The organism is Variovorax paradoxus (assembly GCF_902712855.1).
Classification (GTDB): domain Bacteria; phylum Pseudomonadota; class Gammaproteobacteria; order Burkholderiales; family Burkholderiaceae_C; genus Variovorax; species Variovorax paradoxus_Q.
In genome coordinates, this window is record NZ_LR743507.1 from 2,018,940 (window position 1) to 2,045,811 (window position 26,872).

Consider the following 26,872-nt stretch of genomic DNA (forward strand, 5'->3'; position numbering starts at 1 on the left):
TCCCCCTCAGAGGGAAGGCGGGGATGGGGGCAAGCGGCGCTGGTTCGGCGCGGTGCTCTGTCGGACGCCGCGTGCCCCCACCCCAACCCTCCCCCGGAAGGGGAGGGAGAAAAACCGGATCACTCTTTCTTGCCGATGCCCAGGTACGTGTCGATGATCCGCCGGTCGTGCAGCAGGTCGCGCGCCTGGCCTTCCAGCGCCACGGCGCCCATCTCGAGCACGTAGGCACGGTCGGCCACCTGCAGCGCGGCGCGGGCGTTCTGCTCGACCAGCAGCACCGACACGCCGTGCCTGCGCAACTGCGACACCACGCGCAGCACCTCGCGCACCACCAGCGGGGCCAGGCCCAGCGAGGGTTCGTCGAGCATCAGCAGGCGCGGGCGTGCCATGAGCGCACGGCCGATGGCCAGCATCTGGCGCTCGCCGCCCGACAGCGTGGAGGCCATCTGCGGGCGGCGCTCCTTCAGGCGCGGGAAGATCTCGAAGACCTCGTCCATGCGTGCGCGCTGGTCGCGCTTGCCCTTGCGCCACTGGTAGAAGCCGCCGAGCAGCAGGTTGTCCTCGACCGACATCTCGCCGAACAGCTCGCGCCGCTCGGGCACCAGGGCCACGCCGCGCGCGACCATGGCTTCCACGCCGGGGCGTGCGATGCGCTCGCCGTCCAGCGACAGCCGGCCGGTGGACGGCAGCAGGCCCATGGCCGCGCACAGCAGCGTGGTCTTGCCGGCGCCGTTGGGGCCGATGACGGTGACGATCTCGCCCTCGTTCACCTGCAGGTGCACGCTGTGCACCGCTTCCACGGTGCGGTAGGCGACGCAGAATTCGTCGAGCTGAAGCAGCGGATGGCCGGAATGTGTCCCCCCGCTTGTCGCTTCGTGCAATGCGCTGCGCCCCGAGGGGGCCTTCGCGTCTTGGAGCGGTCCTGCAATGCTCATTGCGCGTCCTCCAGCAGCTCGTCGTCCGCGCCGCCGAGGTAGGCCTCGAGCACACGCGGGTTGGCCTGCACTTCGGCGGGCGTGCCGGTGGCGATGACGGTGCCGAACTCCAGCACGGTGATGCGGTCGGCGAGGTTCATCACGAATTCCATGTCATGTTCCACCACGAGGATGCCCAGGCCTTCGGCGCGCAGTTGCGCGAGCAGTTCCGACAGCGCGCGCTTCTCCAGGTGGCGCAGGCCGGCGGCCGGTTCGTCGAGCAGCAGCACCGAGGGCTGGCCCGCCAGCGCGCGCGCGATCTCGACCACGCGCTGCTGGCCCAGCGAGAGCGACGCGGCCGGCGTGTCGGCATGCGCGCCGAGGCCGCAACGCTCGATCTGCCTGCGTGCCTCGGCCATCAGCGCGGCTTCTTCCGCGCGGTCCAGCCGCAGCATCGCGGCGAGCCAGCCGCGCCTGGCGCGCAGGTGGGCGCCGAGCGCCACGTTCTCGATCACGCTGCGCTGGCCGAGCAGGCGCACGTGCTGGAAGGTGCGGCCCAGGCCCAGCGAAGCGAAGGCGCGCGAAGGCTTGCCCGTCATGGGCTGGCCGGCCAGCCGCACCTCGCCGGTGGTGGGGTCGTCCACGCCCGAGATCATGTTGAAGAAGGTGCTCTTGCCGGCGCCGTTGGGGCCGATCAGCGCATGCACCTCGCCGGCCTTCAGGCTCATCGAGATGTCGTTGTTGGCGACCAGGCCGCCGAAGCGCTTGGTCACGCCGTCGGCCTGCAGCAGCAGCGTGCCGGTGGCCGGCAGCGCATGCTGCGCGAGCTGCTCGGTGCTCGAGACGGCCGGGCCGGCCGTGGCGGCGCGCGGCATTTCGCGCACCCATCGGCGCGTGAGCCGTGCCAGCGTGGGCCACAGGCCGTCCGCGAAGCGCTGCAGCACGAACAGCATCAGCAGGCCGAACACGATCACCTCGAAGTTGCCGCTGGTGCCCAGCAGCGCGGGCAGCACGTCCTGCAGCTTTTCCTTGAGCAGCGTGATCAGCGTAGCGCCGAGCACCGCGCCCCACAGGTGGCCCGCGCCGCCGACCACCGCCATGAACAGCATCTCGATGCCGATGTTCAGGTTGAAGGGCGTGGGGTTCACGAAGCGCTGCATGTGCGCGTAGAGCCAGCCCGAGATGGCCGCCAGCAGCGCGGCCAGCACGAACAGCTTGATGCGGTGGCGCGCGGTGTCGACACCCATCGACTCGGCCATGAGCCGGCCGCCCTTCAGCGCGCGGATGGCGCGGCCTTCGCGCGAGTCGAGCAGGTTGTGCATGGCCCACAGCGCCAGCAGCAGCACCGCCCAGATCACCACGCCCAGCATGCGCGGCGTGGCGAACGAGAAGCCCGCCACCACCAGCGGCGGAATGCCGGTGATGCCGGTCTGGCCGCCGAGGAACTCCATGTTGCCCAGCAGGAAGTACAGGCTCAGGCCCCATGCGATGGTGCACAGCGGCAGGTAGTGGCCAGAGAGCTTGAGCGTGACCGCGCCGAGCGCCCAGGCCAGCGCGAAGGTCAGCACCAGGCCCAGCAGCAGTCCGAGCCACGGCACCAGCGCGGAACCCGCGAGGCCGCCGAGCCAGCCGGCCGCGGTGGGCGAGGTGCAGATCCAGGCCGTGGCATAGGCGCCCATGCCGACGAACGCGGCCTGGCCGAAGGAGGTCATGCCGCCGACGCCGGTGAGCAGCACCAGGCCCACCGCCACCAGCGCGTACAGGCCGATGTTGCTGAGCACGGTGACGGTGAACGGGGGCAGCCAGCCCCAGGCCAGCGCGAGCGCGACGATGCACACCAGCGTGAGCACGCGCGGCGTGACCAGCGGACGGCCCTCGGGCACGGCGTTGGCGGCGGAAGACGAAGCAGTGGTCGATGAAGACGGGTTCATTCCTCGTCCTCCACGTGATGGCTGCGCAGCGAACGCCACCACAGCACCGGGATGATCAAAGTGAAGACCAGCACTTCCTTGTATGCGCTGGCCCAGAAGGAGGAGAAGGCCTCGAGCAGGCCCACCAGCAGTGCGCCCGCGAGCGCCAGCGGATAGCTCGCGAGACCGCCGACGATGGCGGCCACGAAGCCCTTCAGGCCGATCAGGAAGCCGGTGTCGTAGTAGACGGTGGTGATCGGTGCGATCAGCAGGCCCGACACCGCGCCGATCAGGGCGGCCAGCGCGAAGCTCAGGTCGCCCGACAGCTCGGTGGGAATGCCCGACAGCCGTGCGCCGACGCGGTTGATGGCGGTGGCGCGCAGCGCCTTGCCGATCATGGAGCGGCCGAAGAACCAGAACATCGCGATCACCAGCACCAGCGTGACGCCCACCACGACCAGCGACTGGCCGTTGACGGGAATGCCGCCGAGGTCGAAGCGCGCCTCCGAGAAGGCGCTGGTGCGCGAGCCCTCGGCGCCGAAGAAGAACAGTCCCAGGCCGACCAGCACGCCGTGCAGCGCGACCGACACGATCAGCAGCATCAGCACACTGGCGTCGGCCAGCGGGCGGTAGGCCAGGCGATACAGCAACGGTCCGAGCGGCGCGATCAGCACCAGCACGGTGAGCGACTGCGCGGCCAGCGAGGTGGGCTTGAGCACCAGCACCAGTGCCGCGGCCACAGCGGGGAAGGCCACGCACCAGGTCAGCGCGGAGCGCCAGTCGACCGTGGCGCCGCGCTTCCAGCGCCAGGCCTCGACCACCAGCACCGCCACCGCCAGGGCCAGCAGCAGCCACAGCGTGGAGGGCGCATGCCCGCCCTGCAGTGCGGCCATCGAGAGCGCCCCGAAGGCGACGAACTCGCCCTGCGGGATGAAGATCACGCGTGTGACCGAAAAAACCAGCACCAGCGCGAGCGCCATCAGTCCGTAGACCGCGCCGTTCACGATGCCGTCCTGCCCGAGCAGCAGGGCGATCTGCAAATCCATAAAACAACCTTCGGGCGTCGCCCGTGACTCAGTTCAGGAACACCGAGGAACCGGCTTTGCCGGCCCTCAGGTGTTGCCCCCGGCAGGGGGGTGGCGAAGCGACACGAAGTGCGCGAAGCCTGGGGGCGGGCTTATGGTTGGTATTTCCAGGCGCCGTTTTCGATCTTCACCATCACGCGTGCGCGCTGGTCGAGGCCCAGGTGGTCGGTCGCGGTCATGTTGAACACGCCGTGCGCGCCGGCCACTTCCTTGGTCTGCTCGAGCGCGTCGCGCAGCGCGGCACGGAACTCGGGTGTGCCCGGCTGGGCCTTCTTCAGCGCCACGGGCACGGCCGCGGTCATCAGCAGGCCGGCGTCCCAGGCGTGGCCGCCGAAGGTCGAGGTCGAGCCCTTGCCGTAGGCGGCTTCATAGGCAGCCACATAGGCGAGCGCGGACTTCTTCACCGGGTTGGCGGCGGGCAGCTGGTCGGCCACCAGCACGGGGCCGGCGGGCAGGAAGGTGCCTTCCACGTCCTTGCCGCCCACGCGCAGGAAGTCGGCGTTGGCCACGCCGTGGGTCTGGTACATCTTGCCGGTGAAGCCGCGTTCCTTCAGCGTCTTCTGCGGCAGCGCGGCCGGCGTGCCGGAACCGGCGATCAGCACCGCATCGGGCTTGGCGGACATGATCTTCAGCGCCTGGCCGGTCACCGAGGTGTCGGTGCGCGCATAGCGCTCGTTGGCCACGATCTTGATCTTCTTCAGCTCGGCCGCCTTGGCGAACTCCTGCGACCAGCCTTCGCCGTAGGCGTCGGAGAAGCCGATGAAGGCGACGGTCTTCACGCCGTTGCTGGCCATGTGCTCGGCGATGGCGAGCGACATCATGATGTCGTTCTGCGGCGTCTTGAAGACCCACTTCTTCTTGGCGTCCATCGGCTCGATGATGCGGGCCGAGGCGGCCACCGAGATCATCGGCGTCTGCGCTTCGCTGGCCACGTCGATCATGGCGAGCGAGGCCGGCGTGGTGGTCGAGCCCAGGATCACGTCGACCTTGTTCTCGGCGATGAGCTTGCGCGTGTTGTTGACGGCGGCCGTCGTGTCGGACGCGTCGTCCAGCACGATGTAGTTGATCTTCTGCCCGCCGATCGTCTTGGGCATCAGCGAGATGGTGTTCTTCTCGGGGATGCCCAGCGAGGCTGCCGGGCCCGTGGCCGAGATGGTCACGCCGACGTTGACGTCGGCCCAGGCCGAGAGGGCCGTGGCGCACAGGGCGGCAATCAGCAGGGGCTTGAAGAATTTCATGGTTGGCTTGTCTCCGGGTTGGTTAACAGTTGTTGCAAAGCTCTGAAGCTTATCCAGAAATGCCGCGGGTCCGGCGCTGCCGGGCCGATGGCGTTGCCTGCGAAAAACGCGGGCAGGCCTGGGGAATGCTCATTTTTTTCAGCGCTCGTCGAAAGAGAGCGTGACGCGCTCCGTGAGGGGGTGTGCCTGGCAGGTCAGTACGAAACCGGCGGCCACTTCATTCTTGTCGAGCGCGAAGTTTCTTTCCATGCGGACTTCCCCGTCCACGCATTTCGCGCGGCAGGTTCCGCACACGCCTGACGTGCACGAGAACGGCACTTCGAGTCCGGCGGCCGATGCCGCGTCGAGGATGCTCGGCTGGCCTTCGGTGTAGGTGATGTCGCGCTGCAGGCCGTCGCGCACGATGGTGATGCGCGCCTGCTTGGCGTCGCCCGGCTGGGGCTCGTGCACCACCGCGCCCACCTGCGTGGCCGAGGGCAGCGCGACGCCGAAGCGCTCGATGTGGATGCGCTCCTCGGGCACGCCGGCCGCGAGCAGCGCAGCCTCTGCCTCGTCGTTCATCTGGAACGGGCCGCACACGTACACGTGGTCGATCTGTGCGGCGGGCACCACGCTCTTGAGGAACTCGCCGATCTTCTCGCGGTTCATCACGCCGAAGCCCAGCGGCGAGTCGGTGTGCTCGTCGGAGAACACGTGCTGCAGCACCAGGCGCGTCATGTAGCGGTTCTTCAGGTCCTCGATCTCTTCCTTGAACATCGTGGACTGCAGCTGCCGGTTGCCGTAGATGAGCGTGAAGCGGCTTTGCGGCTCGCGCGCCAGCACGGTCTTCATGATCGACAGGATGGGCGTGATGCCGCTGCCGCCCGCGATGCCGACATGGTGGCGCGCGGACTGCGGCTCGATCGGCACGAAGAAGCGGCCCTGCGGCGCCATCACCTGCACCTCGTCGCCGGGCTGCAGGTGCGCGTTGATCCAGTTGGAGAAGACGCCGCCGCGCACCTTGCGCACGCCGACGCGCAGCTCGTTGTCGTCGATGCCGGCGCAGATCGAATAGGAGCGGCGCAGGTCCTGGCCGTCGATGTCCTTGCGCAGCGTGAGGTACTGGCCCTGCGTGAAGCCGAAGACTTCCCGCAGGCTGCCGGGCACGTCGAAGGAGACGATGACGGCCTCGGACGTGTCGGGCTCGATGGCCTTCACGCGCAGAGGATGGAAAAGGGTGCTCATGCTGAATGCTCGGGGTTGCCAGGCGTCTGTCCAGTGCTGCCGTGGAATCGGCCTTGCCGGGCCACGGGCAGCGCCCCCTCGAGGGGCAAGGAGAAGCGGCACGCAGTGCGCGAAGCCTGGGGGTGGTTCTTCATATGGGCTTGAAATGCTCGAAGGGTTCGCGGCAGGCCATGCATCGATAGAGGGCCTTGCAGGCGGTCGATCCGAAGGCCGACAGGCGCTCGGTGCGCTCGCTCGCGCAACGCGGGCAGGCGATGCGCTCGCCCGCGATGCGGCCGAACAGCTTGATCGGCATGGCGGTGTTCGCGGCCTGCTCGGCGTTCAGGTGCGCCGGCGGCGCGATGCCGTAAGCCTTGAGCTTGGCGCGGCCTTCGTCGCTGATCCAGTCGCTGCTCCAGGCGGGCGCGCGGCGCAGCGTGGCGCGTGCCCGGCCGAGCCCGGCCTGCTCGATGGCGGCCAGCACGTCGTGCTCGATGGCTTCGGTCGCGGGGCAGCCGGAGTAGGTCGGCGTGAGCACCACCTCCAGGCCGTCGTCGTGCTCGATCACCTCGCGCACGATGCCCAGGTCGCAGACCGACACGGCCGGCACCTCGGGGTCGGGCACGGTGTGCAGCACGGCCCAGGCGGCGTCGACGCGCGCGGCCGTCATGGTGTCGGACGTCACCACACGCCCCCGGGGAAGCTGCGCTGCAGGTGCTGCATCTCGGCCAGGATGTAGCCCATGTGCTCGCTGTGCACGCCCTGCTTGCCGGTGCTGCGGAAGGCGGCTTCCCTGGGCATGGCGAGGCCGGCCGCGTCGAGCACGTGCTGCATCTCGGCGAGCCACGGCTCGCGCAGTTCGCTCCATGCCGGGCCGAGGCCGCTGGCGCTGGCGTCGGCATCCACGTCGTCGCTGTGGAACAGCTCGGGCACGTACAGCCACAGCTGCTTCAGCGCGCGCTCGGTGCGGCGGCGCGATTCCTCGGTGCCGTCGCCCAGGCGCACCACCCAGTCGGCCGAATGCTCCTGGTGGTAGCGGGCTTCCTTCAGCGCCTTGCCGGCGATGGCCGCCACCTCGGCGTCGTTCGATGTGTACAGGCGCTGCCACAGCAGCTTGAGCAGCGTCGACACCATGGTGTTGCGCACCACGGCGAAGGCGAAGTCGCCTCGCGGCAGTTCGGCGATGGTGAGGTTGAAGTAGTCGCGCTCCTCGCGCAGGAAGGCCAGCTGGTCTTCGTCGTGTTCGCGGCCTGCGCCTTCGAGCTTGCCGGCATGCGTGAGCAGCGCGCGCGCCTGGCCCACGAGGTCGAGCGCGATGTTGGCCATCGCGATGTCTTCCTCGAGCACGGGTGCGTGCCCGCACCATTCGCCCAGGCGCTGCGCGAGCACCAGGCAGGTGTCGCCGATGCGCAGCAGGTACTGCACTTCGGACGTGCGGTTCAGTTCGATCGATGCTTGCATGATGTTCCCGTCAATGGCCGATCACATGTGGTCCACGGACTTGGGCAGGGCATAGAACGTGGGGTGGCGGTACACCTTGTCCTCGGCCGGATCGAAGAACATGTCCTTGTCACCCGGGTCGCTCGCCACGATCTGCTCGGAACGCACGACCCAGATGCTGCTGCCTTCCTGGCGGCGCGTGTACACGTCGCGCGCCATCTGGATGGCCATCTTCGAGTCGGCCGCGTGCAGGCTGCCGCAATGCTTGTGGTCCAGTCCGGCCTTGCTGCGCACGAACACTTCCCACAGGGGCCATTCTTGTTTTGCTTCGGTGCTCATGCTGCTTCCTTCATCGGTTGTTTGTTGGCATGGGCCAGCGCGGCTTCGCGCACCCAGGCGCCGTCTTCCCAGGCGTCCACACGGGCCTGCAGTCGCTCGCGGTTGCAGGGGCCGTCGCCGCCGATGACGCGCCAGAACTCGCTCCAGTCGATGGTGCCGAAGTCGTGCGCCTGGCGCTCCTCGTTCCACTTGAGGTCGGGGTCGGGCAGGGTCACGCCGAGGATGCGCGCCTGCTCGACAGTGGCGTCGATGAACTTCTGGCGCAGCTCGTCGTTGCTGAAGCGCTTGATGCCCCAGCGCATCGACTGCGCCGAGTTGGGTGACTGGTCGTCCGGCGGGCCGAACATCATGATCGAGGGCCACCACCAGCGGTTGACCGCGTCCTGCACCATGGCCTTCTGCGCGTCGGTGCCGTGGGTCATCATGGTCAGCAGGGCTTCGTAGCCCTGGCGCTGGTGGAAGCTCTCCTCGCGGCAGATGCGGATCATGGCGCGCGCGTACGGCGCGTACGAGCAGCGGCAGATCGGCACCTGGTTCATGATGGCCGCGCCGTCGACCAGCCAGCCGATGGTGCCCATGTCGGCCCAGGTCAGCGTGGGGTAGTTGAAGATCGAGCTGTACTTGGCCTTGCCGCTGTGCAGCGCGTCGAACATCTGGTCGCGCGAGGTGCCGAGCGTTTCGGCGGCGGCATACAGGTAGAGGCCGTGGCCGCCTTCGTCCTGCACCTTGGCCAGCAGGATGGCCTTGCGCTTGAGCGTGGGCGCGCGGCTGATCCAGTTGCCCTCGGGCAGCATGCCGACGATCTCGGAATGCGCGTGCTGGCTGATCTGGCGCACCAGCGTCTTGCGGTAGTGCTCGGGCATCCAGTCTTTCGCCTCGATGAAGTCGCCCGCGTCGATGTGGGCATCGAAGCGTTCCTCGAGCTGCATTTCCTCGGCCGAGCGAACGGCTTTCTGCTTGCCGTCGCCTGCGTCCTTGCCCATGGTGTCCATTGCCTGGGTGTACATGTGCGTTTCCTTTCGGTGGGTGTGTGGGGGCGGTTCAGCGCGGGCGCGTGTCGATCACGCGGCGTGCCTTGCCGGTCTGGGTGCGTTCCATCTCGTTGGGCGCATGCACCACCACGCGGGTGGAGATGCCGATGAGCGTCTTCACGCGGTGCTGCACCCAGTCGCCGATGGCGGCGCGGTCGGCCGATGCGGCGTCGGAGGCATTGAGCTCGCAGTGCACCTCGACCTGGTCGAGCTTGTCCGCGCGGCTCACATGCACTTGGTACAGGCCCGAGAGCGCCTGGTGCGCGAGCACGATCTCCTCGACCTGCGTGGGGAACACGTTGACGCCGCGGATGATCATCATGTCGTCGCTGCGCCCGACGATCTTGCCCATGCGGCGGAACGAGCGCGAGGTGGGCGCCAGCAGGCGCGTGAGGTCGCGCGTGCGGTAGCGCACGATGGGCATGGCCTCCTTGCTCAGCGAGGTGAAGACGAGCTCGCCCTCTTCGCCGTCGGCCTTCAGCTCACCCGTTTCGGGGTCGATGATCTCGGGGTAGAAGTGGTCTTCCCAGATGACGGGGCCGTCCTTGCTCTCCACGCATTCGCTGGCCACGCCCGGGCCCATCACTTCGGACAGGCCGTAGATGTCGACCGCGTCCAGGCCGGCCTTGGCCTCGATGTCGCGGCGCATGGCTTCGGTCCACGGCTCCGCGCCGAAGATGCCGACCTGCAGCGAACTGTGCTTCGCGTCGAGGCCCTGGCGCTCGAACTGCTCGATGATCACCTGCATGTAGCTGGGCGTGACCATGATGATGTTCGGCTTGAAGTCCTGGATGAGCTGCACCTGCTTCTCGGTCTGGCCGCCCGACATCGGGATGACGGTGCAGCCCGCGCGCTCGGCGCCGTAGTGCGCGCCCAGGCCGCCCGTGAACAGGCCGTAGCCGTACGACACGTGGATCATGTCGCCGGGCCGTCCGCCCGCCGCACGGATGGAACGGGCCACCAGGTCGGCCCAGGTGTCGATGTCCTTCAGCGTGTAGCCCACCACCGTCGGCTTGCCGGTGGTGCCCGACGAAGCGTGGATGCGCGCGACCTTCTCGCGCGGCACGGCGAACATGCCGAAGGGATAGTTGTCGCGCAGGTCGCTCTTCACCGTGAACGGGAACTTCGACAGGTCGGCGAGCGACTTCAGGTCGTCGGGGTGCACGCCCTTGGCATCGAATGCCTTGCGGTAGTGCGGCACGTTGTCGTAGGCATTGCGCAGCGTGGCGCGCAGACGCGTGAGCTGCAGCGCGGCGATCTCGTCGCGGCTCGCGGTCTCGATGGGGTCCAGGTCGCCGGGGGCGGGGTGTTTCACGGTCATGGTGTTGAGCCTTGTGGTGAAGCGAGCTTCATCAAAGAGAAGATTCCCTTTGCGGGATACCGCGGAACCGGCTTTGCCGGGCCGCTGGTATCGCCCCCTGCAAGGGGGTAGGAGGCCACACGCAGTGGGCAAGCCTTGTGGTGTTCATACGGCTGGGCGGCCCTTGGCCGTGTACGAGCGGCCACGAAAGATCGCGATGCGCTCGCCGCGCTGGTTGGTGATTTCGGTGTCGTACACGCCGGTGCGGCCGGCCTTCGACACTTCCTGGCAACGCGCGGTGAGCACGTCGCCCTCGCGCGCCGGCGCGATGAAGTCGATGGCGAAGCCCGAGGCCACGGTCAGCTCGTTGTACGAGTTGCAGGCGAAGGCGAAGGTCGAGTCGGCCAGCGTGGCCATGAAGCCGCCATGGCAGATGGCGTGGCCGTTGAGCATGTCGGGGCGCACGCGCATCTCGATCGTGGCCTGCCCCGGCCCGACCTCGACGATGCGCATGCCGAGGCCCTTGCTCGCGTTGTCGTTCGCGAACATGCCGTCGCGCACGTACTCGGCGGTCTGCTGGGGGGTGCGGGTGGAGTCGGTCATTGCTCAGCGGTCCTTGAAGACGGGAGCGCGCTTGGCGCGGAAAGCCTCGACGCCTTCGCGGTAGTCATCGGCATTGCCCAGGGCGCGCTGCACGCGGGCTTCCTCGTCGAGCGCGGTCCGCAGGTCCATGCCCTGTGCGTCGTTCATGGCCTGGCGCGTGGCGACGAGCGCGCGGGTCGGCATGCCGGCGAGCTTCGAGGCGAGGGCGGCGGCCGTGTCGGCCAGCGCTGCGTCGTCCACGCACTGCCAGATCAGGCCGATGCGTGCGGCTTCCTCGGCGGGCAGCTTGTCGCCCAGCATCGCGATGCCCAGCGCGCGCGCCGAACCCACCAGGCGCGGCAGCAGCCAGGTGCCGCCGGTGTCGGGCACGAGTCCGATCTTGGTGAAGGCCTGGATGAAGCTGGCCGAGCGGCCGGCCACCACGAGGTCGCAGCACAGCGCCAGGTTGGCGCCCGCGCCCGCGGCCACGCCGTTCACGGCCGCGACAACCGGCACCGGCATCGAGCGCAGGCGGGCGACCAGAGGCCCGTAGTAGGTGGAGATGACATGGCCCAGGTCCTTGGGCGCCGCACCGGGCGTCGGATCGGGAGCGACCGACGGGTCGGCCAGGTCCTGGCCGGCGCAGAAGGCACGGCCGGCGCCGGTGAGCACCACGCAGCGCACGCCTTCGTCTGCGGCCGCCGACTCGAGCGCGTCCAGCAGCTCGGCATGCAGTTCCGTGGTGAAGCTGTTGAGCGCCGCAGGGCGGTTGAGGCTCAGCGTGCGCACCGCGCCGGCATTGCTGATGAGTACCAAAGGCTCAGTCATTGCATGTCTCTTTCTTCCTTCGTGGGCGCCGGCCAACGTGCAAACACTATTGACCGACCGTTCGGTTGATTTTAGGATCGACCCCGACCACGGCACAAGCGGGGACCATTTAGGGCAAACCCTAGGACCCGCCAGAAGCATGCATAACAAGGAGACCGAATGCCCAGCTATTCCATCGACGGCGTGATTCCCGTCGTCGACCCGAGCGCGTACGTGCACCCCACGGCGGTGCTGATCGGCGACGTGATCGTCGGCCCGCGCTGCTACGTCGGCCCTTGCGCCAGCCTGCGCGGCGACTTCGGCCGCATCGTGCTGGAGGAGGGCTCCAACGTGCAGGACCACTGCTGCATCCACGGCTTTCCCGAGAACGACACGGTGGTCGAGGTCAACGGCCACATCGGCCACGGCGCGATCCTGCACAGCTGCATCGTGCGGCGCGATGCGCTGGTGGGCATGAACGCGGTGGTGATGGACGAGGCCGAGATCGGCGAGAAGTCGATCGTCGCGGCCTGCGCGTTCGTTCCGGCCGGCATGAAGGTGCCGCCGCGCTCGCTGGTGGCGGGCATTCCCGCCAAGGTGAAGCGCGAGCTGAGCGACGACGAGATCGCCTGGAAGCTCGAAGGCACGCAGACCTACCAGGCGCTCACGGTGCGCAGCCTGGCAAGCCTGCATGAAGTGGCGCCGCTCGCGCAGGTGGAGGCTGGCCGGCCGCGCCTGCCGCAGACCGACGTGCGCTCGCTCATCGCCACCAAGCGGGGAAGCGAGGGCGGCTGACCCGCTGCCGCTTCGTGCAAGATCGCGCGTTGCCTTCGAACGACCAACCCAGGAACCCGACCCGATGCCGCGTGGAAGATCCGCCACCTACGACGACCAGCGAGAACTGATCCTCGCGCAGGCCGCCCAGCTGTTCGCGCGCAGCGGCTACCCGGCCACCTCGATGAACCAGGTGGCCGAGGCCTGCGGCCTCTCGAAGGCCACGCTCTACCACTACTACAAGGACAAGAGCAGCCTGCTCATCAGCATCGCCGAGACGCACGTGTCCAAGCTGGCGGCGCTGGTGGCCGAGGAAGAAGCGTCGACCCAGACCGACGAGGAGCGCCTGCGCCGCTTCATCTACCGCATCGTCGAGGAGTACGCCGGCGCCCAGGACGCGCACCGCGTGCTGACGGACGACGTGCGCTTTCTCGAGGAGGCCGACCGCGAACGCGTGCTCGACAAGGAGCGCGAGGTGGTCGCCGGCTTTGCGCGCGCGGTGTCGGCGCTGCGCCCCGGCGCCCCCAGCGACGACCTCGCCAAACCGCTGACCATGCTGCTGTTCGGCATGATCAACTGGATGTTCACCTGGATGAAGCCCGACGGAAAGCTCGACCACGCGGCCATCGCGCCGATCGTGGCCGACCTGTTCCTGGGCGGCATTGCGGCCGTGAAATCGCCGGACTATGCGGCGATCGAGGCCAGCGCCCGGGCCGCTCAGGCCGTCACCGAGTAACGCGCCGCCGGCTTGCCGTTCTGCGACGCGCCGAAGAGCCGGGCGCCCGCATCGGTGAAGTTGGCGAGCAGGGCGGCCTCGTTCATCGACGGCATCGTGATCGGCTCGCCCAGGTCGAGCCCGGCGAGCGCGGCATCCACGCAGTGTTCGGCCGCCATCACCGTGCCTTCGGCCAGGTTCGACACCGGCACGCCCGACAGCTCCCAGATGTCGGTGGCCGTGGCCGCCGGCAGCACCAGCTGCACCTTCACGGCGGTGCCGGCCACTTCGTCCTGCAGCCCGCGCGTGAACGCCAGCACGAAGGCCTTGGTGCCGCTGTAGATGCTGCTGATCGGCAGCGTGTGGAATCCCAGCACCGAGCCGATGTTGACCAGCGTGCCGCGGTTGCGCGCCTTGAAGGCCGGCAGCACCGCATGGCTCAGCCGCGCGAGCGCATGGATGTTCACGTCGAGCATCGACTGCAGCTGTGCGGCCGAGGTCTGCGCCACGGGTGCCAGCGTCGAGGTGCCCGCGTTGTTGACCAGCAGCGTGATCGACGGGTCGGTGGCGACCGCCTCGGCCACGCGCTCGAGGTCCGCGGCGGCGCCCAGGTCGGCTGTCAGTGTGCGCACCTTCACGCCGTAGGCGCTGCGCAAGGCTTTTGCCGTTTCTTCCAGCAGGTCGCCGCGCCGGGCCACCAGCAGCAGGTCGTAGCCGCGCCGCGCCAGGCGGTCCGCGTAGATCTTGCCGAGACCGGCGGAGGCGCCTGTGACCACGGCGGTGCCAGGGGTTGCTTGTTCGCTCATTTCGAATCCGTTCAGGTGTGGGTTGGTGCTCAAAGCATGATGACCATCATGCTTGGCGGATCGAAGCATGATGACTATCATGCTTAGCGTCAAGTGAGCTTTAGAAGTACCCCGGAACAGGAAGAGGTCACATGCGATACCCCGCAGCAGAAACCGCCGAAAAGCACCAGAAGATCCTCGACGAGGCCTCCCGCCTGTTCAAGGAGCGCGGCTTCGGCGTGAGCGTGAGCGAGATCATGAAAGCCACGGGCCTCACGCACGGGCCCTTCTACAACCACTTCGACTCGAAGGAAGCGCTGATGGCGGCGTGCATTTCGCATTCCGCCGACCGCGCGCTGGTCGACCTCGATGCCGCCGGCGAATCGCCCGACGCCATGCGTGCCTACGTGCGCGACTACCTGAGCCACGAGCACCGCGACGCACGCGCCGAAGGCTGCCTGGTGGCGGCGTTCGCTGGGCTGTCGGACAGCAGCGCGGGCGTGGGCGCGTCGCTCACCGCGTACCTCAAGTCGGTCATCGACCGTTTCACGCGCAACTTCCCGTGGCGCTCGAAGAAGAATGCGCGCGGCGACGCGATCCGCACATTGGCCTCGATGTATGGCGGCGTGGTGCTGGCCCGCGCGGTGGACGACGAGGCGCTCTCGGAGGAAATCCTGCGCGAGGTTCTGGGCGGCCTGCAGGCGGCCGGGCCTTCACGCCGGGCCGAAGGACCCTAAAGGATGCGGTTGAACCACAGCAGCGACAGCCCCGCCGACAGCAGCGTGAGCACGGCCGCGCCCATCGCGAACAGCGCGGAGATCTCGGTTTCCTTCTTCTCCACGGTGAGCTTGGAACTCAGCGTGTTGTAGACCTTCTTCAGGTCGTCGGCAGTGCCCGCGTAGAAGTATTCGGCATTGGTCTTGTTGGCGATGGCCTTGAGCGTGTCCTCGTCGAGCCGCACGCGCATCGACCAGCCCTCGAAGCCGATGGTCTCGCCGTCGACCGTGCCCACGCCCACCGTGTAGATGCGCACGCCGCGATCGGCCGCGGCCTTGGCTGCGTCGAGCGGATCGACGCCGGTGGTGCGCTGGCCGTCGGTCAGCATGATCACGGCGGCCGAGGTGAACGAACCGGGTGCCACGGGCGTGAATTCCTTGAGCTTCTTCTCCGACTGGTCGATGGCCGCGCCGCGCTGGCGGCTCGGCGCGCTGAACTGCTCCACGTCCAGCCCTGCGTCGGGGAACAGCGTGGCCAGCGACACCACGATGGCATTGCCGGTGGCGGTGGCGCGCTGCAGCTGGAAGCTGTCGATGGCCGTCACCAGGTCCTCGTGGTTGGTGGTGGGCAACTGCGCCACCTGCGCGCTGCCGGCGAACGCCACGATGCCCACCTTCACGTTGCGCGGCAGGTCCTTGATGAAGCTCTTGGCCGCTTCCTGCGCGGCCACGAGCCGGTTGGGCTGCACGTCGGCCGCGCGCATGCTGCCCGACACGTCCATCGCCAGGATGATGGTCTGCTGGTTCGACGGCAGCACCACCACCGCCATCGGCCGCGCCGCTGCAATCAGCATCGCGGCCATGGCCAGCAGGAACAGCAGCGGCGGGATGTGCCGCCGCAGGCTCTGCCCGGGGCCCATCGCCTCGCGCACGATCGACAGGCTGGCATAGCGCACCGCCAGCTTCTTCTTGCGGCGCAGCAGCCACAGGTAGAGCAGGATCAGCAGCGGCAGCGCCGCCAGCAGCCAGAGGAATTGAGGCCAGAGAAAGGTCATGCTGCCACCGCCTTCATGCCAGCCGGTCCCATGCGCGCGCGGCGCTTGCGCAGGTCGGCGAACCGGACGATGGCTTCCACCAGGTCGTCGTTGGTCGAGAGTTCGAGTGCGTCGACGCCGGCCTTGGCGAGCGCCGCGCGCAGTGCGGTCTCGCGCTCGGACGCCAGCCGCGCGAAGCGCTTGCGAAAGCCGGCGTCGTGCGTGTCCACCCACAGCTGCTCGCCGGTCTCCGCGTCGCGCAGCGGCACCAGGCCGAGGTCGGGAAGCTCGAGCTCGAGCGGATCGAACAGCCGCACGGCCACCACCTCGTGGCGCTGCACGAGCTGCCCCAGCGGACGCTCCCAACCGGGCTCGCTCAGGAAGTCGGACACCACGAACACGGTGGAGCGGCGCGGCATCAGCGTGGCCGCCGACTTCAGCAGGTCGTCCAGCCGCGTCATGCCCTTCTGCGTGGGGGAAAACCCGGCCTTGTCGGCGCGCCTTTCCATGGCGTGCAGCAGGTGCAGCACATGGCGGCGCCCGCTGCGCGGCGGGATCACGGCTTCGAGGTCGTTGCCGTAGACCAGCGCGCCCACGCGGTTGCCATGGCGCGTCAGCAGCCGCGCCAGCACGCCGACGAAGCCCGCCGAGATCTCGCGCTTGGCCTTCAGGCCCGAGCCGAAGTCGACCGAGCGGCTCAGGTCGAGCACGAACCAGGCGGACATCTCGCGGTCCTCGGTGAACACGCGCACATGCGGCGTCTGCAGCCGCGCGGTGACGTTCCAGTCGATGTGGCGCACGTCGTCGTGGTGCTGGTACTCGCGCAGGTCGGCCAGGTCGAGACCGGCGCCGCGCATCAGCGTGCGGTAGTCGCCCTGCAGCAGGCCGTCGAGCCGGCGGATGACGGTCCACTCGAGCCGGCGCAGCGCGCGCTCGGCCCCGCCGGCCACGGCCGCTTCGGCCGCCAGCCGTTCGTCGTTCGCGGCCGCAGGGGCCTTGCGCCACCAGCTTTTCATGCGATTCCCGTGTACGCCGCGCGCCCGGCCCTGCCGGACCGCAGGCATTGCTCACGGCACGGCGGCCGGCGAAGCGGCACCAGGTGCAGGAAGTGCAGGAAGACGGGCGGCGTGCTCATTCAGGCCACCAGCTTTTCATGTTCGAGCGGCTTGGGCGGCGCCGGAACGGCACGCATGATCTTCTCGACCAGGCCGTCGGGCGTCAGGCCCTCGGAGAGACCTTCGTACGACAGCGTCACGCGATGGCGAAGCACGTCGGCCACCAGCGCGGTCATGTCTTCCGGCAGCGCATAGCTGCGGCCGCGCAGCAGCGCCAGGGCCCGCGCGCCTTCCGTCAGGCTGATGCTGGCACGCGGGCTGGCGCCGAAGGTGATGAAGCGGCGCAGGTCCTTCAGCCCGTGCTTCTCGGGCGTGCGCGTGGCCGACACCAGCTTCACCGCGTACTGGATCAGCGAGGGGTCCACGTACACGCGCCGCGCCTCGGCCTGCAATGCCGCGAGCTGCTCGGTGGTGGCGACCGCCGTGGCCTCGACCGGCGGGCCGATCACGCGCTGCACGATCACGAACTCTTCCTCGTCCGTCGGGTAGTCGACCAGCACCTTCATCATGAAGCGGTCGACCTGCGCCTCGGGCAGCGGATAGGTGCCCTCGGTCTCGATCGGATTCTGCGTGGCCATCACCAGGAAGGGGCGGGGCACCTTGTGCGTCTCGCCGGCGATGGTCACCTGGCGTTCCTGCATCACCTCGAGCAGCGCGCTCTGCACCTTGGCCGGCGCGCGGTTGATCTCGTCGGCCAACAGCAGGTTGGCGAACATCGGACCCAGCGAAGTGCTGAACTCGCCCGTCTTCTGGTTGTAGATGCGCGTGCCCACGAGGTCGGCCGGCACCAGGTCGGGCGTGAACTGGATGCGCTTGAAGTGGCCGCGCACCGTGTCCGCCAGCGTCTTGATGGTCAGCGTCTTCGCCAGACCCGGAACGCCTTCGACCAGCAGGTGCCCGCCCGCGAGCATCGCGACCATCACGCGCTCCAGGAACCGGTCCTGGCCCACGACCACGCGCTTCACCTCGTAGAGGATCTGCTCCATCAGTTCGGCGGTGCCGGCGGGGGTGGCGAAGCTGCTGCTGGGGGTCTCTGTGCTCATGCGAAGGGCTTTCGTAGAGGAAAAGAAGGTGTCAGAACGGCGGAGAACCCGCGGCGGCGGCGGCGTTCTCGATGGGCACCGCGAAGCCGATGCCGATGAAGGTGCGCTGCTGAGTGGGATTCAGGATGGCGGTGACGATGCCCAGCACCTCGCCGTCCATGTTGACGAGCGGCCCGCCCGAGTTGCCGGGGTTGGCGGCCGCGTCGAACTGGATCAGGTTGCCGAGTTCCTGCTTGCCCTCGGGCGAGCGGAACGAACGCTTCAGGCCCGACACCACGCCCGCCGACACCGACGGCCCGATGCCGAACGGAAAGCCGACGGCGGCCACCTGGTCGCCGGAGCGCAGGTCAGCGGTCGAACGCATGGTGGCGGGAATCAGGTCGTCGGGCACCTTCTGCGCCTGCAGCACCGCGAGGTCGTTCTCGGGCTGCACGCCGGTGATGGTGGCCACGGCTTCCAGGCCGTCGTAGAACGTGACCTTGATCTTGTCGGAGCCCGCGACCACGTGAAGGTTGGTCAGGATCACGCCCTTGTCGACGATCACCACGCCGGTGCCCACGCCGCGCTCCACCTCGCCGGCCGGTCCGCCGTCGTTGGGCGCCTCCGGCGGCTTGCCCTTGGCGAGGTTGCGCCCGCGTTTCTGCGTCTTGGCTTCGGGCGTGTTCTTCTCTTCGCCGTAGCTCACCACCCGCACCACCGAGGGCCGGATGATGTCCGCCGCCTTGGCCGCGGGCGAGGGGAGGGTGTTCGTCTGCAGCGTGCGCAGCACGGCCGCGTCGATGTCCTTCTGGGTGAGTGCCTTGGCGCCGGGGCGCGGCGCCCACAGGACGGCGCCGGTGACCAGCGCGGCCGACAGCACGAGGAGCAGCGCGAAGCTCTTGCGTCCGGGTTGCCAGCCGGTTTTCGCGCTCGTGTCCGGTGCAGGAGTGGCGGCTTCCGGGGATGCAAGCCCCTCCGCCCGGTCGGCCGCCTGGTCTGCGGCCGGCGGCAGCGTGCGGGGCGAACGGCTGTAGAAGGCGGGCCTGCGCATCGGGGGACCTCCGGCAAAAATCGCGTGAAGGAGTTCACAGTAGCACGCTTTCTTCGGCGGCGCATCCCATCGGGCATCATGGCGCGATGGCTACCTTCGTCGATACCCACTGCCACCTGGACGCGCCCGAATTCGGTGCGGAAATGCCCGTCATCCGCCGCCGCGCCGCCGAACGCGGGGTGGCGATGTGCGTCATTCCCGCGGTGGCGGTCTTCAACTTCGCCGCCGTGCGCGAGCTGGCCCATGCGCAAGGCGATGCCTATGCGCTGGGCATCCATCCGCTGTGCACCGGCGAGGCGAAGGACGACGACCTCGACGCGCTCGACGCCGAGCTCACTGCGCGGCGCGACGACCCGCGGCTGGTGGCGGTCGGCGAGATCGGGCTCGACTATTTCGTCGAAAGCCTCGACGGCCCGCGGCAGGAGCGCTTTTTTCACACTCAGTTGCAACTGGCACGCAAGCACGGGTTACCCGTGCTCATCCATGTGCGGCGCTCGGTCGACAAGGTGCTCAAGCACCTGCGACAGACTGCCGGCGGAAAGCCCTGGCTGGGCATCGCGCATGCATTCAACGGCAGCGGGCAGCAGGCGCAGGCCTGCACCGACCTCGGGCTGAAGCTGGGCTTCGGCGGCGCCGTCACCTTCGACCGTGCATTGCAGTTGCGCCGGCTGGCCAGCGGCCTGCCGCTCGGGTCGATCGTCCTGGAGACCGACGCTCCCGACATCCAGCCGCACTGGCTCTACCGGACGCAGGCACAGCGCGACGCCGGCGAACCGCAGGGCCGCAACGACCCCGGCGAGCTGTCGCGCATCGCCGAGGTCATGGCCGGCCTGCGGGGCATCGGCATCGACGAACTGGCCGAGGCCACCACCCGGAATGCACTCGAAACGCTGCCACGGCTCGAAAGTCTGATGCACGTGTCGGAACGTCCGCCGCATCGCGCGTAGGCCAACGTCCCGACCTGCAACCAGGTGTGCAGATGCCGTGGATTTGCTGTCATCCTCGGGCTTCACCAGTTCGTTGCTGGTTCAGTGGCAAGCGAGTCACTTCAAAACTTAATCCGACAAGGAGCCTTTAATGACCACGTCTTTCGTTCGCACCATGCCCGTCGTCCTTGCACTGGCGCTCGCCTCCATCGGCGTGTCGGCCGTGGCACAAACCGCAGCGCCTGCAACGGCTGAACCCACGACCACCGAGAAGGTGAAGGAAGCCGGCTCCAACGCCGTCGACGCCACCAAGCGCACCACCAAGAAGGCCGTCAACGCCACCGAAGAAGGTAGCAAGAAGGCCTGGAATGCCACCAAGCGCACCACCAAGAAGGCCACCAACGCCACCAAGAACGCGGCCGCCAAGACCGGTGAAGCGGTCGAGAACACCGGCCACAAGGCAGCCGACGGCATGCGCAGCACCGGCGCCGCCATTGGCGAGAAGATCCCCGGCACGGCCGAGAACGAAGCCGCCAAGAAGTAAGCCTGCAAGGCAGCCTCTGCGGCCCGCGAAAGAACCCGCCTCGGCGGGTTTTTTCATGGGCCGCGAAAGTGGCACGATGCCGCCCATGAATTCCTCCGCCGCCGTGCTCACCGGCCTCGCGCCCGTCGTCTCGCCCGACACGTCGGTGCTCATCCTCGGCAGCTTCCCCGGGGTCAAGTCGCTCGAACGGCAGCAGTACTATGCACACCCCCAAAACCAGTTCTGGAAGATCCTGCAAGCCGTGTGGCCCGACATTCCCCAGCCTTCGGGCGCCGACAGCTACGGCCCGCGCTGCCGATGGCTGCTCGACCGCGGCCTCGGCGTGTGGGACGTGTACGGCGCCTGCGAGCGCGAAGGCAGCCTCGACTCGGCGATCCGTTCGCCGGTGGTGAACGACATCGCGGGGCTGCACCTGCCCAGGCTCGCGGCCATCGCGCACAACGGCGGCGAGAGCTTCAAGCACGCACGCCACACGCGCACCCTCGGGGTGCCCGTTCATTCGCTGCCATCCACCAGCCCCGCCAACGCGTCGTGGAGCTTCGAGCGCAAGCTCGCGGCCTGGCGCGAGGTTTTCGCCGCCCACCACCTCCTCTGATGGCATCGAGCAAAACAACCGCCAGACCGATCGTCCTCCCCGAAGTCAACTTCTCCGACTGGGGCGACATCCGCTACCTTCACCTGGGCACCGAATGGGTCCAGGGTTCGATGAAGCTCGACGCCCCCTTCGAGATCGAACTCGAGTACGTGCAGCGCATGATGGCCTGGCTGCTGTTCGCCGACGGCAAGACCGTGGCGTCGCGCCACGCCATGCAGCTCGGCCTGGGCGCGGCCACGCTCACCAAGTTCAGCCGCAAGATCCTGCGCATGCGCACCACCGCCATCGAGCTCAACCCGCAGGTGGTGTCGGCCTGCCGCGGCTGGTTCAAGCTGCCGGCCGACGACGCGAAGCTGCGCGTGGTGATCGCCGACGCGGCCGCCGAGATCCGCAAGCCCGAATGGCATGGCACGGTGGACGCGCTGCAGGTCGACCTGTACGACCACGAGGCCGCCGCGCCGGTGCTCGACAGCGAGGAGTTCTATGCCGACTGCCGCGCGCTGCTCACCGAGGACGGCTGCATGACCGTCAACCTGTTCGGCCGTTCGTCGAGCTACGAGCGCAGCCTCGAGAAGATCGCCGGCGCGTTCGGCCCCGCAGCGGTGTGGGCCTTCAAGCCGACGCGTGAAGGCAACACCGTGGTGCTGGCACAGCGCACTCCGAGCCGTCCCAAGCGCGAGCTGCTGGCCGAGCGCGCACAGACGATCCAGACCCGCTGGAACCTGCCCGCGCCGAAGTGGCTGCGCGTGTTCAAGCCCATGCAGGTTTCGTTGTGAAACATCTTCGCGCCCCCGGGAGAGGCCTTTCCGCTTAACTTCCTACGGAAATCGGTAGTACGGAAGGTGTGCCTTCACTAATGGAATATTGACCGGGGGAGGGCCTCGGCACACGATGGCTCGCCAGTCGATCTCCTCCGCGTCATCCACCATCCGGGTCATTGCGTGTTCCAAGCCTGCTTTCTTTCGCCTTTGCCGAGCGAGCTTCACACCGGCCATGGCGTCGATGTGTCGGGCCAGCCCCTCGTCGGCGCGTCGCCCCGCTTCGTCGGCATGCTCGGCCAGCTGCGCCGCGTGGCAGCCAGCGATGCGCCGGTGCTGGTCGAAGGCGAGACCGGCTGCGGCAAGGAGCTCGCCGCGCGCGCGGTGCATGCATGGGGCCAGCGCAGCAAGGGCCCGTTCGTGCCCGTCAACTGCGGCGCCCTGCCCGACCACCTGCTCGAGGCCGAGCTCTTCGGCCATGAACGCGGCGCCTTCACCGATGCCAAGGCCGCGCGGCGCGGCCTCGTGGCCGAAGCCAACGGCGGCACGCTGTTTCTCGATGAGGTCGATGCGCTGAGCGCCAAGGCGCAGGTGGTGCTGCTGCGTTTCGCGCAGGACCAGCGCTACCGGCCGCTCGGCAGCGCGCGCGAGCTGCGCACCGACGTGCGGCTGGTCACCGCCACCAACCAGCCGCTCGACATGGCGGTGGAGGGCGGCCGCTTCCGCGCCGACCTCATGTACCGTCTGAAGATCCTGCATGTTCGCCTGCCCGCGCTGCGCGAGCGTCCGGGCGACGCCGAGCTGCTGGCGCGCCATTTCCTCGAGGCCTTCTGCGCCAAGTACGGCCTGCCGGGCCGCCGCTTCGATGCCGCCACGCTCGAGTGGCTGAGCGGCCAGCCATGGCCCGGCAACGTGCGCGAGCTGGAGAACTGGGTGCACCGCGAACTGCTCATGGCCGACGGCAACACCGTGGGCCACGCCGGCCCGCACGCCATGCCGGCACGCGGCGACGACCCGATGCGCTGGCACACCAGCGGCCCCGCGAACTTCCAGGACGCCAAGGCCGAGGCGGTGCGCATGTTCGAGCGCGACTACGTGGTCAACGTGCTGCGGCAGTCCGGAGGCAACGTCACGCAGGCCGCGCGCATCGCGGGCAAGGAGCGGCGCGCCTTCGGCAAGCTGCTGAAGAAGTACGGCATCGACCGACGCGGCGTGACGGTCGCCAATTGACGAGCGCGCCGCGCGTGCCGTGCACGTGCCACCCATGCGGCTGCGCAGCGCTGTCCCTCATGGCGGCCCGAGGAAGATGTCCTGGATCACGTCGCGGTAGCTCGCCAGTTCGGCCGCACGTGCCGTGGCGGCTGTGCCGCGCAGGTCGGTGCTGCGCGTGTTGGTGGCCACCTCCACCGTGATGATGCTCATCGACGGCCGGTCGGTCGCGCGGCCCTCGGTGATGTCCTGCGGTCCCCAGCCGCCCAGCGAGGTGCCGCCCGGTATCGCGCCGCTCCAGCCGGTGGTCGGCGTGCCTGCGAGGTGGTTGCCCTGCACGCCCCGGCCGAAGCCGCGTCGCGTCATGTCGCGCGCCATCGAGAGCGCCAGGGACTGGTCGCTCGCGGTGCGCGCGGCCGCCAGGGTCTCGAGCGCTGCCGCGCCCGCGGCGCCGCCGGCCCGCGCGTGCGCCGCCGCCGACACCGTGTGCGCGTCGCTGAAGATGCCGGCCGCGCTGCGCGTGGTCGAGCCGTGCACGCTCGCGATGCGGCTCGGCCGGAAGCGTTCGATCAGCCGCATCAGCGCGATGTTCTCCGGCAGGATCGCGCGCGGCGGCGAGCCTGCGTCCATCGGCGTCCCGCTCGCGGGCGTGGCCGCGTCCAGGCCCCGGCCGGGGCTCGGAAAGTTGCGGTTGGTGGGCGTCGTGCCTTCGCGCGTGCGCGTGGCGGCGTTGTCGGGAAACAGCGTGGGCACGACGATGACCGTGTAGTAGGGCCGCAGCACCGCGTTCTGCAGCGTCTGGATCAGCATCTGCGCGACCTCGATGCCGCCTTGCTCCGAGCCGTGCACGCCTGCGATCACGAGTGCCCGTTCGTCGCTGGTGCCGGGGAAGAAGAACGCATCGACCGATCGCCCGCCCGCCGTGGTGAGCAGCGACGCGCCGATGCCGCCGCGTTCCTCCGCCCAGCCGTGGTCGCGCTGGCGTCGCCGGCGCTCGTCGAAGTCCGCGGCGGGCCACAGCGGCTCGGGGCCGTTGCGCACGATGGTCCGCGCCAGCCACAGGTCGTCGGAACCGGCGGCGAAGATGCGCTCCAGCAGCCGGTCGAGGTCCGCGTCGGCCACCGGCGACTGCATGCGCAGCGCGTCGAACACGCGGCCCTTGTCCGCGGCCGAGAGCCAGATCGCGTCGACGCTGTCGGACAGCGGGCTTGCGAGCAGTGCGCCGGCTGCGGGACGGTGCCTGACCGGGTGCGGCTGCAGGCCGAAGGCGAAGCGCGCGGCCGTGTGGTCGGCTTCGCGTTCCGCGCCGGCGTCGCGGCCGCTGCCTTCGCTCTCGCGATGCTGTCCCGCGTTGCGAAGTTGCGCGACGTGCGCGAGTTCATGCGCCAGCAGGAAGCGGCCGCCGATGCGCGCGGTGGACGGCGCCGGTCCGCCGAAAACCACGGCATCTTCCGAGGCGAACGCGCGAGCGCCCGCGCGCTGCGCCTGCGCGTCGCCGGCATGCAGGCGCACCTTGTCCAGAGGCATCCCCAGCCCGCGTTCGAGCGGTGTGCGAATCGCAGCAGGCAAGTGCGTGCCCCGGCGCGCTGCCACGCATTGCGGGCACGTGCCACCGCAGGCACATGCGCCGGCGGCACGCGCGGGGACCGCGGCGGTGCGCGCGCTGGCCGTGTCCATGTCCCGCGAGCGCGGTGATGCCTGCGCCGCCTGCCCCTTCGATGCCGGTGAAGGGCCTGTGCCGCGGCTGCGGCTTGCGCGTCCTGCGCGCCCGCTAGCGGAATTCAAGCTGGAAGCTCTCCGCCGCCATCGAGCCCGGCGCCGCATCGCCGTGTGCCGTCTCCTGTCCGTCCGGGCCCACCCAGCGCTGGGGAAAGCGCACGCGCAGCGTGTGGGGCGTGGGCTCGCCCGCGTGCAGGCCCAGCAGCACCCACAGGTCGCAAGGTGCCGCGATGCCGTTCGGGTTTTCGATGTGCGAGATGTTGAAGTCGATCGCCCATGCCGTGCCTTCCGCGTCGAGCCGCACCGGCGTCGCCGTGTCGGTGGTGAAGAAGCGGCCCGGCACGCGTCCCACCAGCCAGCCGCCATGCAGCGATGCGGCCGACACCGGCACCGACGGCGTCAGACCGATGAAGCTGCCGCCGGCCAGGGTCGCCGGGAGCTGCGCGCCGGGCACCACGCGCACGCGGATCTCGTGCGCGCCCGAGGCAGGACGCAACAGCGCCAGCAGGTCGATCGCCAGGTGCGCAGCCGGCGGATGCACGAAGCCGTGGCCCTCGATGGCCTCGAAAGGGAAGGTGGCGGCGGTCATGGCGCGTGTTCCTCAGGCCACGCGGGTGTCGCCGCTTGGCGTGGGGAAATCGCCGACGGGACATTCTGCAAAGTCCGGCCCGGCCTCGAAGTCGTAGCCGGTGGTGGTGCGGTCGGTGCGCAGCGTGGTTGCAAACGCCTGCGAAGGGAACGACCGGCAGTCGGGCGACACCGCCACCATCGGATCGAACGCGTGCGTGGTGCCGTTGTAGTTGCGCGTGAAGCCATAGGTAACGCAGCCCAGCACGCGATCGGGCGCGTTGCTCTTCACGCACGACACGCAGGTCTCCGCCATCCAGCTCAGGCTGGTGGTGCCCAGCATGCCCGGGGTGCGGTACGGAATGTCGTAGATCGACTCGGTGCTGGTGATGCGTTCGCCTGCGTCGGGCAGCGGAAAGCCCGTGGGGATCTGGTGTTCGCCCTGCCCCGCGAGGTACGGGCCCGAAGGCGTGCCGTAGAAGGGCTGGGCGCTGTTGGGGTCGTTGTCGACGAAGTCGGAGCGCCCGCGCGCGTCGTACGGATGCGTGCTGTTGATGATCTGGATCATGTGGAACTCGTCGCAGTGGCAACCGTTGCCGGCCGCGGGCTGGTGCGCGTCGGCCATGAAATGCAGCTCGGCCGCGATGCCCGAGGCCAGCGCGCTGCCGGCCGCCGCCGGGCCGCGGCGCACGTCGGTGTACGCCAGCGGCATCGCGTGCAGCGTGCCCAGGCGCTGGAAGCAGCACGAGATGGGGCATGACACGGCCGCGCGGCGCTGCGTGGGCGAAGGCGGCCCGATGAAGTCGGCGGGCAGCACCTCGATGGTGGGCGCGCGCTGCAGCGAGAAGATGCCCTCGCCGCGCGATTGCTGCACCACGTGCGCGAGTTCGTGCGCCAGCAGGCGCCTGCCGCTCGTGCTGGCGGGCGCGTATTCGCCGGGGCCGAACACGATATCGTTGCCCACCGTGTAGGCGCGCGCATGCACGCCCGTCGCGCTGCGCGCCGCCTCGCTGCCGGTGTGCACGCGAACCGCGCCGAAGTCGGCGCCGAAGCCCGATTCCATGAAGCTGCGCGTGGCCTCGTCGAGCGGCCGGGAGGCCGAGCGCAGGCCGCCGCTGTCGAGGCCCTGGGGTGCGCGCGCCGGTGCACCGGAACGCGCCGCGCGCTGCAGCCCCACGCCGCGCGCCGACGCACCCCGCGCCCGGCCGCCCGCAACGATGCGCGCGGCCATGGCGTCGGCCTCGCGCTCGTGGAAGTCGCCGGGCCGGCTCACCGCCGGGCCGTGCGCGCCCTGCGTGGCCTCCGCGGCCTTCGCCTTGCAGCGCGGGCATCCGCCGCCGCACGAGCAGGCGGCGGGCGCACGCTGCGGCGCCGGCCGCGAGGCCGCGGGAATGCGCCTTTCGCGCCGCTGCACCTGCGTCTTCGCGTGCATCGCGGCCGCGCTGCGATGCGGCGTGGCAGGCTTCTTCGTGGCGGAGGCGGCGTCGGGCATG

The 26,872-nt window shown here is 69.2% G+C and carries 28 protein-coding genes; 8 read left to right on the plus strand and 20 right to left on the minus strand.

Features of this window, described 5'->3' with window-relative positions; genetic code table 11:
• Positions 1 to 119: 119 nt before the first annotated feature.
• From AACL56_RS09005 to AACL56_RS09060, 12 genes are all read right to left on the minus strand, one after another.
• Positions 120 to 935, minus strand: coding sequence for an ABC transporter ATP-binding protein (locus tag AACL56_RS09005; protein WP_339089492.1), 816 nt, complete (start codon positions 933 to 935; stop codon positions 120 to 122).
• Positions 932 to 2,845, minus strand: a complete 1,914-nt coding sequence (locus tag AACL56_RS09010) for a branched-chain amino acid ABC transporter ATP-binding protein/permease (RefSeq protein WP_339089493.1) — start codon at positions 2,843 to 2,845, stop codon at positions 932 to 934. The genes AACL56_RS09005 and AACL56_RS09010 overlap by 4 nt, the downstream gene beginning before the upstream one ends.
• Positions 2,842 to 3,870, minus strand: coding sequence for a branched-chain amino acid ABC transporter permease (locus AACL56_RS09015; RefSeq protein ID WP_339089495.1), 1,029 nt, complete (start codon positions 3,868 to 3,870; stop codon positions 2,842 to 2,844). Before AACL56_RS09015 ends, AACL56_RS09010 begins: the two co-directional genes overlap by 4 nt.
• Positions 3,871 to 4,001: 131 nt before the next feature.
• Complete coding sequence (locus AACL56_RS09020; protein WP_339089496.1) at positions 4,002 to 5,147, minus strand: ABC transporter substrate-binding protein; 1,146 nt, start codon at positions 5,145 to 5,147, stop codon at positions 4,002 to 4,004.
• Between the two features lie 138 nt (positions 5,148 to 5,285).
• Entirely contained in the window at positions 5,286 to 6,371 is a 1,086-nt protein-coding gene (paaE, locus tag AACL56_RS09025) for a 1,2-phenylacetyl-CoA epoxidase subunit PaaE (RefSeq protein WP_339089497.1), read from the minus strand.
• Between the two features lie 130 nt (positions 6,372 to 6,501).
• Positions 6,502 to 7,020 carry a 1,2-phenylacetyl-CoA epoxidase subunit PaaD gene (gene paaD / locus AACL56_RS09030; protein ID WP_339092836.1) on the minus strand — a complete coding sequence of 173 codons (519 nt, stop codon included), beginning with the start codon at positions 7,018 to 7,020 and terminating at the stop codon, positions 6,502 to 6,504.
• An 11-nt stretch (positions 7,021 to 7,031) separates the two neighbouring features.
• Entirely contained in the window at positions 7,032 to 7,811 is a 780-nt protein-coding gene (paaC, locus tag AACL56_RS09035) for a 1,2-phenylacetyl-CoA epoxidase subunit PaaC (RefSeq protein WP_339089498.1), read from the minus strand.
• A 21-nt stretch (positions 7,812 to 7,832) separates the two neighbouring features.
• Positions 7,833 to 8,129 (minus strand): 1,2-phenylacetyl-CoA epoxidase subunit PaaB, encoded by a 297-nt coding sequence (gene paaB, locus AACL56_RS09040; RefSeq protein WP_093123531.1) that lies wholly within the window; start codon positions 8,127 to 8,129, stop codon positions 7,833 to 7,835.
• Positions 8,126 to 9,136 carry a 1,2-phenylacetyl-CoA epoxidase subunit PaaA gene (paaA, locus tag AACL56_RS09045; protein ID WP_339089501.1) on the minus strand — a complete coding sequence of 337 codons (1,011 nt, stop codon included), beginning with the start codon at positions 9,134 to 9,136 and terminating at the stop codon, positions 8,126 to 8,128. The genes paaB and paaA overlap by 4 nt, the downstream gene beginning before the upstream one ends.
• A 34-nt stretch (positions 9,137 to 9,170) precedes the next feature.
• On the minus strand, positions 9,171 to 10,481 hold the full coding sequence (paaK, locus tag AACL56_RS09050; RefSeq protein WP_339089502.1) for a phenylacetate--CoA ligase PaaK: 1,311 nt from the start codon (positions 10,479 to 10,481) through the stop codon (positions 9,171 to 9,173).
• Positions 10,482 to 10,625: 144 nt separating this feature from the next.
• A complete protein-coding gene (paaI, locus tag AACL56_RS09055; protein ID WP_339089503.1) occupies positions 10,626 to 11,063 on the minus strand; it encodes a hydroxyphenylacetyl-CoA thioesterase PaaI in 438 nt (145 codons plus the stop codon).
• Positions 11,064 to 11,066: 3 nt separating this feature from the next.
• Positions 11,067 to 11,870 (minus strand): enoyl-CoA hydratase-related protein, encoded by an 804-nt coding sequence (locus AACL56_RS09060; protein WP_339089504.1) that lies wholly within the window; start codon positions 11,868 to 11,870, stop codon positions 11,067 to 11,069.
• A gap of 159 nt (positions 11,871 to 12,029) precedes the next feature.
• On the opposite strand from AACL56_RS09060, the gene paaY reads away from it, so the two are divergent.
• The gene (gene paaY / locus AACL56_RS09065; protein WP_339089505.1) at positions 12,030 to 12,644 is read left to right on the plus strand and encodes a phenylacetic acid degradation protein PaaY; all 615 of its coding nucleotides are present in this window, start codon (positions 12,030 to 12,032) and stop codon (positions 12,642 to 12,644) included.
• Positions 12,645 to 12,708: 64 nt separating this feature from the next.
• Positions 12,709 to 13,359, plus strand: coding sequence for a TetR/AcrR family transcriptional regulator (locus AACL56_RS09070; protein ID WP_339089506.1), 651 nt, complete (start codon positions 12,709 to 12,711; stop codon positions 13,357 to 13,359).
• Here AACL56_RS09070 and AACL56_RS09075 read toward each other — a convergent pair.
• Complete coding sequence (locus AACL56_RS09075) at positions 13,341 to 14,144, minus strand: SDR family NAD(P)-dependent oxidoreductase (RefSeq protein WP_339089507.1); 804 nt, start codon at positions 14,142 to 14,144, stop codon at positions 13,341 to 13,343. The genes AACL56_RS09070 and AACL56_RS09075 overlap by 19 nt on opposite strands.
• A 131-nt stretch (positions 14,145 to 14,275) precedes the next feature.
• On the opposite strand from AACL56_RS09075, the gene AACL56_RS09080 reads away from it, so the two are divergent.
• Positions 14,276 to 14,860, plus strand: coding sequence for a TetR/AcrR family transcriptional regulator (locus tag AACL56_RS09080; protein WP_339089508.1), 585 nt, complete (start codon positions 14,276 to 14,278; stop codon positions 14,858 to 14,860).
• Here the strand turns inward: AACL56_RS09080 and AACL56_RS09085 are convergent.
• The 4 genes from AACL56_RS09085 to AACL56_RS09100 all read right to left on the minus strand — a co-directional run bounded on the left by AACL56_RS09085 (position 14,857) and on the right by AACL56_RS09100 (position 19,061).
• Positions 14,857 to 15,894 (minus strand): VWA domain-containing protein, encoded by a 1,038-nt coding sequence (locus tag AACL56_RS09085; RefSeq protein WP_339089510.1) that lies wholly within the window; start codon positions 15,892 to 15,894, stop codon positions 14,857 to 14,859. The two genes, AACL56_RS09080 and AACL56_RS09085, sit on opposite strands and share 4 nt — an antisense overlap.
• A complete protein-coding gene (locus AACL56_RS09090) occupies positions 15,891 to 16,889 on the minus strand; it encodes a DUF58 domain-containing protein (RefSeq protein WP_339089511.1) in 999 nt (332 codons plus the stop codon). Before AACL56_RS09090 ends, AACL56_RS09085 begins: the two co-directional genes overlap by 4 nt.
• Positions 16,890 to 17,008: 119 nt before the next feature.
• Positions 17,009 to 18,031, minus strand: a complete 1,023-nt coding sequence (locus AACL56_RS09095) for an AAA family ATPase (protein WP_339089512.1) — start codon at positions 18,029 to 18,031, stop codon at positions 17,009 to 17,011.
• A gap of 31 nt (positions 18,032 to 18,062) precedes the next feature.
• Positions 18,063 to 19,061, minus strand: a complete 999-nt coding sequence (locus AACL56_RS09100) for a S1C family serine protease (protein WP_339089513.1) — start codon at positions 19,059 to 19,061, stop codon at positions 18,063 to 18,065.
• Positions 19,062 to 19,147: 86 nt separating this feature from the next.
• Between AACL56_RS09100 and AACL56_RS09105 the strand changes: the two genes are divergently transcribed.
• The 5 genes from AACL56_RS09105 (at position 19,148) to AACL56_RS09125 (ending at position 23,114) form a co-directional block, all read left to right on the plus strand.
• Entirely contained in the window at positions 19,148 to 20,008 is an 861-nt protein-coding gene (locus AACL56_RS09105) for a TatD family hydrolase (protein WP_339089514.1), read from the plus strand.
• A 130-nt stretch (positions 20,009 to 20,138) separates the two neighbouring features.
• A complete protein-coding gene (locus tag AACL56_RS09110) occupies positions 20,139 to 20,531 on the plus strand; it encodes a hypothetical protein (protein ID WP_339089516.1) in 393 nt (130 codons plus the stop codon).
• An 85-nt stretch (positions 20,532 to 20,616) separates the two neighbouring features.
• Positions 20,617 to 21,126 carry a DNA-deoxyinosine glycosylase gene (locus tag AACL56_RS09115; RefSeq protein ID WP_425337002.1) on the plus strand — a complete coding sequence of 170 codons (510 nt, stop codon included), beginning with the start codon at positions 20,617 to 20,619 and terminating at the stop codon, positions 21,124 to 21,126.
• Positions 21,126 to 21,902 (plus strand): spermidine synthase, encoded by a 777-nt coding sequence (locus AACL56_RS09120; protein WP_339089518.1) that lies wholly within the window; start codon positions 21,126 to 21,128, stop codon positions 21,900 to 21,902. The genes AACL56_RS09115 and AACL56_RS09120 overlap by 1 nt, the downstream gene beginning before the upstream one ends.
• 192 nt (positions 21,903 to 22,094) lie before the next feature.
• Positions 22,095 to 23,114 carry a sigma-54 dependent transcriptional regulator gene (locus tag AACL56_RS09125; protein WP_339089519.1) on the plus strand — a complete coding sequence of 340 codons (1,020 nt, stop codon included), beginning with the start codon at positions 22,095 to 22,097 and terminating at the stop codon, positions 23,112 to 23,114.
• Between the two features lie 57 nt (positions 23,115 to 23,171).
• Here AACL56_RS09125 and AACL56_RS09130 read toward each other — a convergent pair whose 3' ends face one another.
• The 3 genes from AACL56_RS09130 to AACL56_RS09140 are packed head-to-tail and all read right to left on the minus strand — an operon-like array spanning position 23,172 to position 26,871.
• Positions 23,172 to 24,917, minus strand: coding sequence for an eCIS core domain-containing protein (locus AACL56_RS09130; RefSeq protein WP_339089520.1), 1,746 nt, complete (start codon positions 24,915 to 24,917; stop codon positions 23,172 to 23,174).
• The gene (locus tag AACL56_RS09135) at positions 24,865 to 25,401 is read right to left on the minus strand and encodes a hypothetical protein (RefSeq protein ID WP_339089521.1); all 537 of its coding nucleotides are present in this window, start codon (positions 25,399 to 25,401) and stop codon (positions 24,865 to 24,867) included. The genes AACL56_RS09130 and AACL56_RS09135 overlap by 53 nt, the downstream gene beginning before the upstream one ends.
• A gap of 12 nt (positions 25,402 to 25,413) precedes the next feature.
• A complete protein-coding gene (locus AACL56_RS09140) occupies positions 25,414 to 26,871 on the minus strand; it encodes a DUF4157 domain-containing protein (RefSeq protein WP_339089522.1) in 1,458 nt (485 codons plus the stop codon).
• Position 26,872 lies beyond the last annotated feature (1 nt).

Coding starts and splice junctions, on each gene's coding strand:
- AACL56_RS09070 (WP_339089506.1), top strand. CDS start 12,709: ATGCCGCGTGGAAGATCCGCCACCTACGACGACCAGCGAGAACTGATC.
- AACL56_RS09015 (WP_339089495.1), bottom strand. CDS start 3,870: ATGGATTTGCAGATCGCCCTGCTGCTCGGGCAGGACGGCATCGTGAAC.
- AACL56_RS09020 (WP_339089496.1), bottom strand. CDS start 5,147: ATGAAATTCTTCAAGCCCCTGCTGATTGCCGCCCTGTGCGCCACGGCC.
- paaK (WP_339089502.1), bottom strand. CDS start 10,481: ATGACCGTGAAACACCCCGCCCCCGGCGACCTGGACCCCATCGAGACC.
- AACL56_RS09090 (WP_339089511.1), bottom strand. CDS start 16,889: ATGAAAAGCTGGTGGCGCAAGGCCCCTGCGGCCGCGAACGACGAACGG.
- paaD (WP_339092836.1), bottom strand. CDS start 7,020: ATGACGGCCGCGCGCGTCGACGCCGCCTGGGCCGTGCTGCACACCGTG.
- AACL56_RS09080 (WP_339089508.1), top strand. CDS start 14,276: ATGCGATACCCCGCAGCAGAAACCGCCGAAAAGCACCAGAAGATCCTC.
- AACL56_RS09060 (WP_339089504.1), bottom strand. CDS start 11,870: ATGACTGAGCCTTTGGTACTCATCAGCAATGCCGGCGCGGTGCGCACG.
- AACL56_RS09095 (WP_339089512.1), bottom strand. CDS start 18,031: ATGAGCACAGAGACCCCCAGCAGCAGCTTCGCCACCCCCGCCGGCACC.
- AACL56_RS09115 (WP_425337002.1), top strand. CDS start 20,617: ATGAATTCCTCCGCCGCCGTGCTCACCGGCCTCGCGCCCGTCGTCTCG.
- AACL56_RS09135 (WP_339089521.1), bottom strand. CDS start 25,401: ATGACCGCCGCCACCTTCCCTTTCGAGGCCATCGAGGGCCACGGCTTC.
- AACL56_RS09140 (WP_339089522.1), bottom strand. CDS start 26,871: ATGCCCGACGCCGCCTCCGCCACGAAGAAGCCTGCCACGCCGCATCGC.
- paaB (WP_093123531.1), bottom strand. CDS start 8,129: ATGAGCACCGAAGCAAAACAAGAATGGCCCCTGTGGGAAGTGTTCGTG.
- AACL56_RS09085 (WP_339089510.1), bottom strand. CDS start 15,894: ATGACCTTTCTCTGGCCTCAATTCCTCTGGCTGCTGGCGGCGCTGCCG.
- AACL56_RS09100 (WP_339089513.1), bottom strand. CDS start 19,061: ATGCGCAGGCCCGCCTTCTACAGCCGTTCGCCCCGCACGCTGCCGCCG.
- paaC (WP_339089498.1), bottom strand. CDS start 7,811: ATGCAAGCATCGATCGAACTGAACCGCACGTCCGAAGTGCAGTACCTG.
- AACL56_RS09130 (WP_339089520.1), bottom strand. CDS start 24,917: ATGCGGCGCCGGGCTCGATGGCGGCGGAGAGCTTCCAGCTTGAATTCC.
- AACL56_RS09005 (WP_339089492.1), bottom strand. CDS start 935: ATGAGCATTGCAGGACCGCTCCAAGACGCGAAGGCCCCCTCGGGGCGC.
- AACL56_RS09075 (WP_339089507.1), bottom strand. CDS start 14,144: ATGAGCGAACAAGCAACCCCTGGCACCGCCGTGGTCACAGGCGCCTCC.
- paaI (WP_339089503.1), bottom strand. CDS start 11,063: ATGACCGACTCCACCCGCACCCCCCAGCAGACCGCCGAGTACGTGCGC.
- paaA (WP_339089501.1), bottom strand. CDS start 9,136: ATGTACACCCAGGCAATGGACACCATGGGCAAGGACGCAGGCGACGGC.
- AACL56_RS09105 (WP_339089514.1), top strand. CDS start 19,148: ATGGCTACCTTCGTCGATACCCACTGCCACCTGGACGCGCCCGAATTC.
- AACL56_RS09110 (WP_339089516.1), top strand. CDS start 20,139: ATGACCACGTCTTTCGTTCGCACCATGCCCGTCGTCCTTGCACTGGCG.
- paaY (WP_339089505.1), top strand. CDS start 12,030: ATGCCCAGCTATTCCATCGACGGCGTGATTCCCGTCGTCGACCCGAGC.
- AACL56_RS09120 (WP_339089518.1), top strand. CDS start 21,126: ATGGCATCGAGCAAAACAACCGCCAGACCGATCGTCCTCCCCGAAGTC.
- paaE (WP_339089497.1), bottom strand. CDS start 6,371: ATGAGCACCCTTTTCCATCCTCTGCGCGTGAAGGCCATCGAGCCCGAC.
- AACL56_RS09010 (WP_339089493.1), bottom strand. CDS start 2,845: ATGAACCCGTCTTCATCGACCACTGCTTCGTCTTCCGCCGCCAACGCC.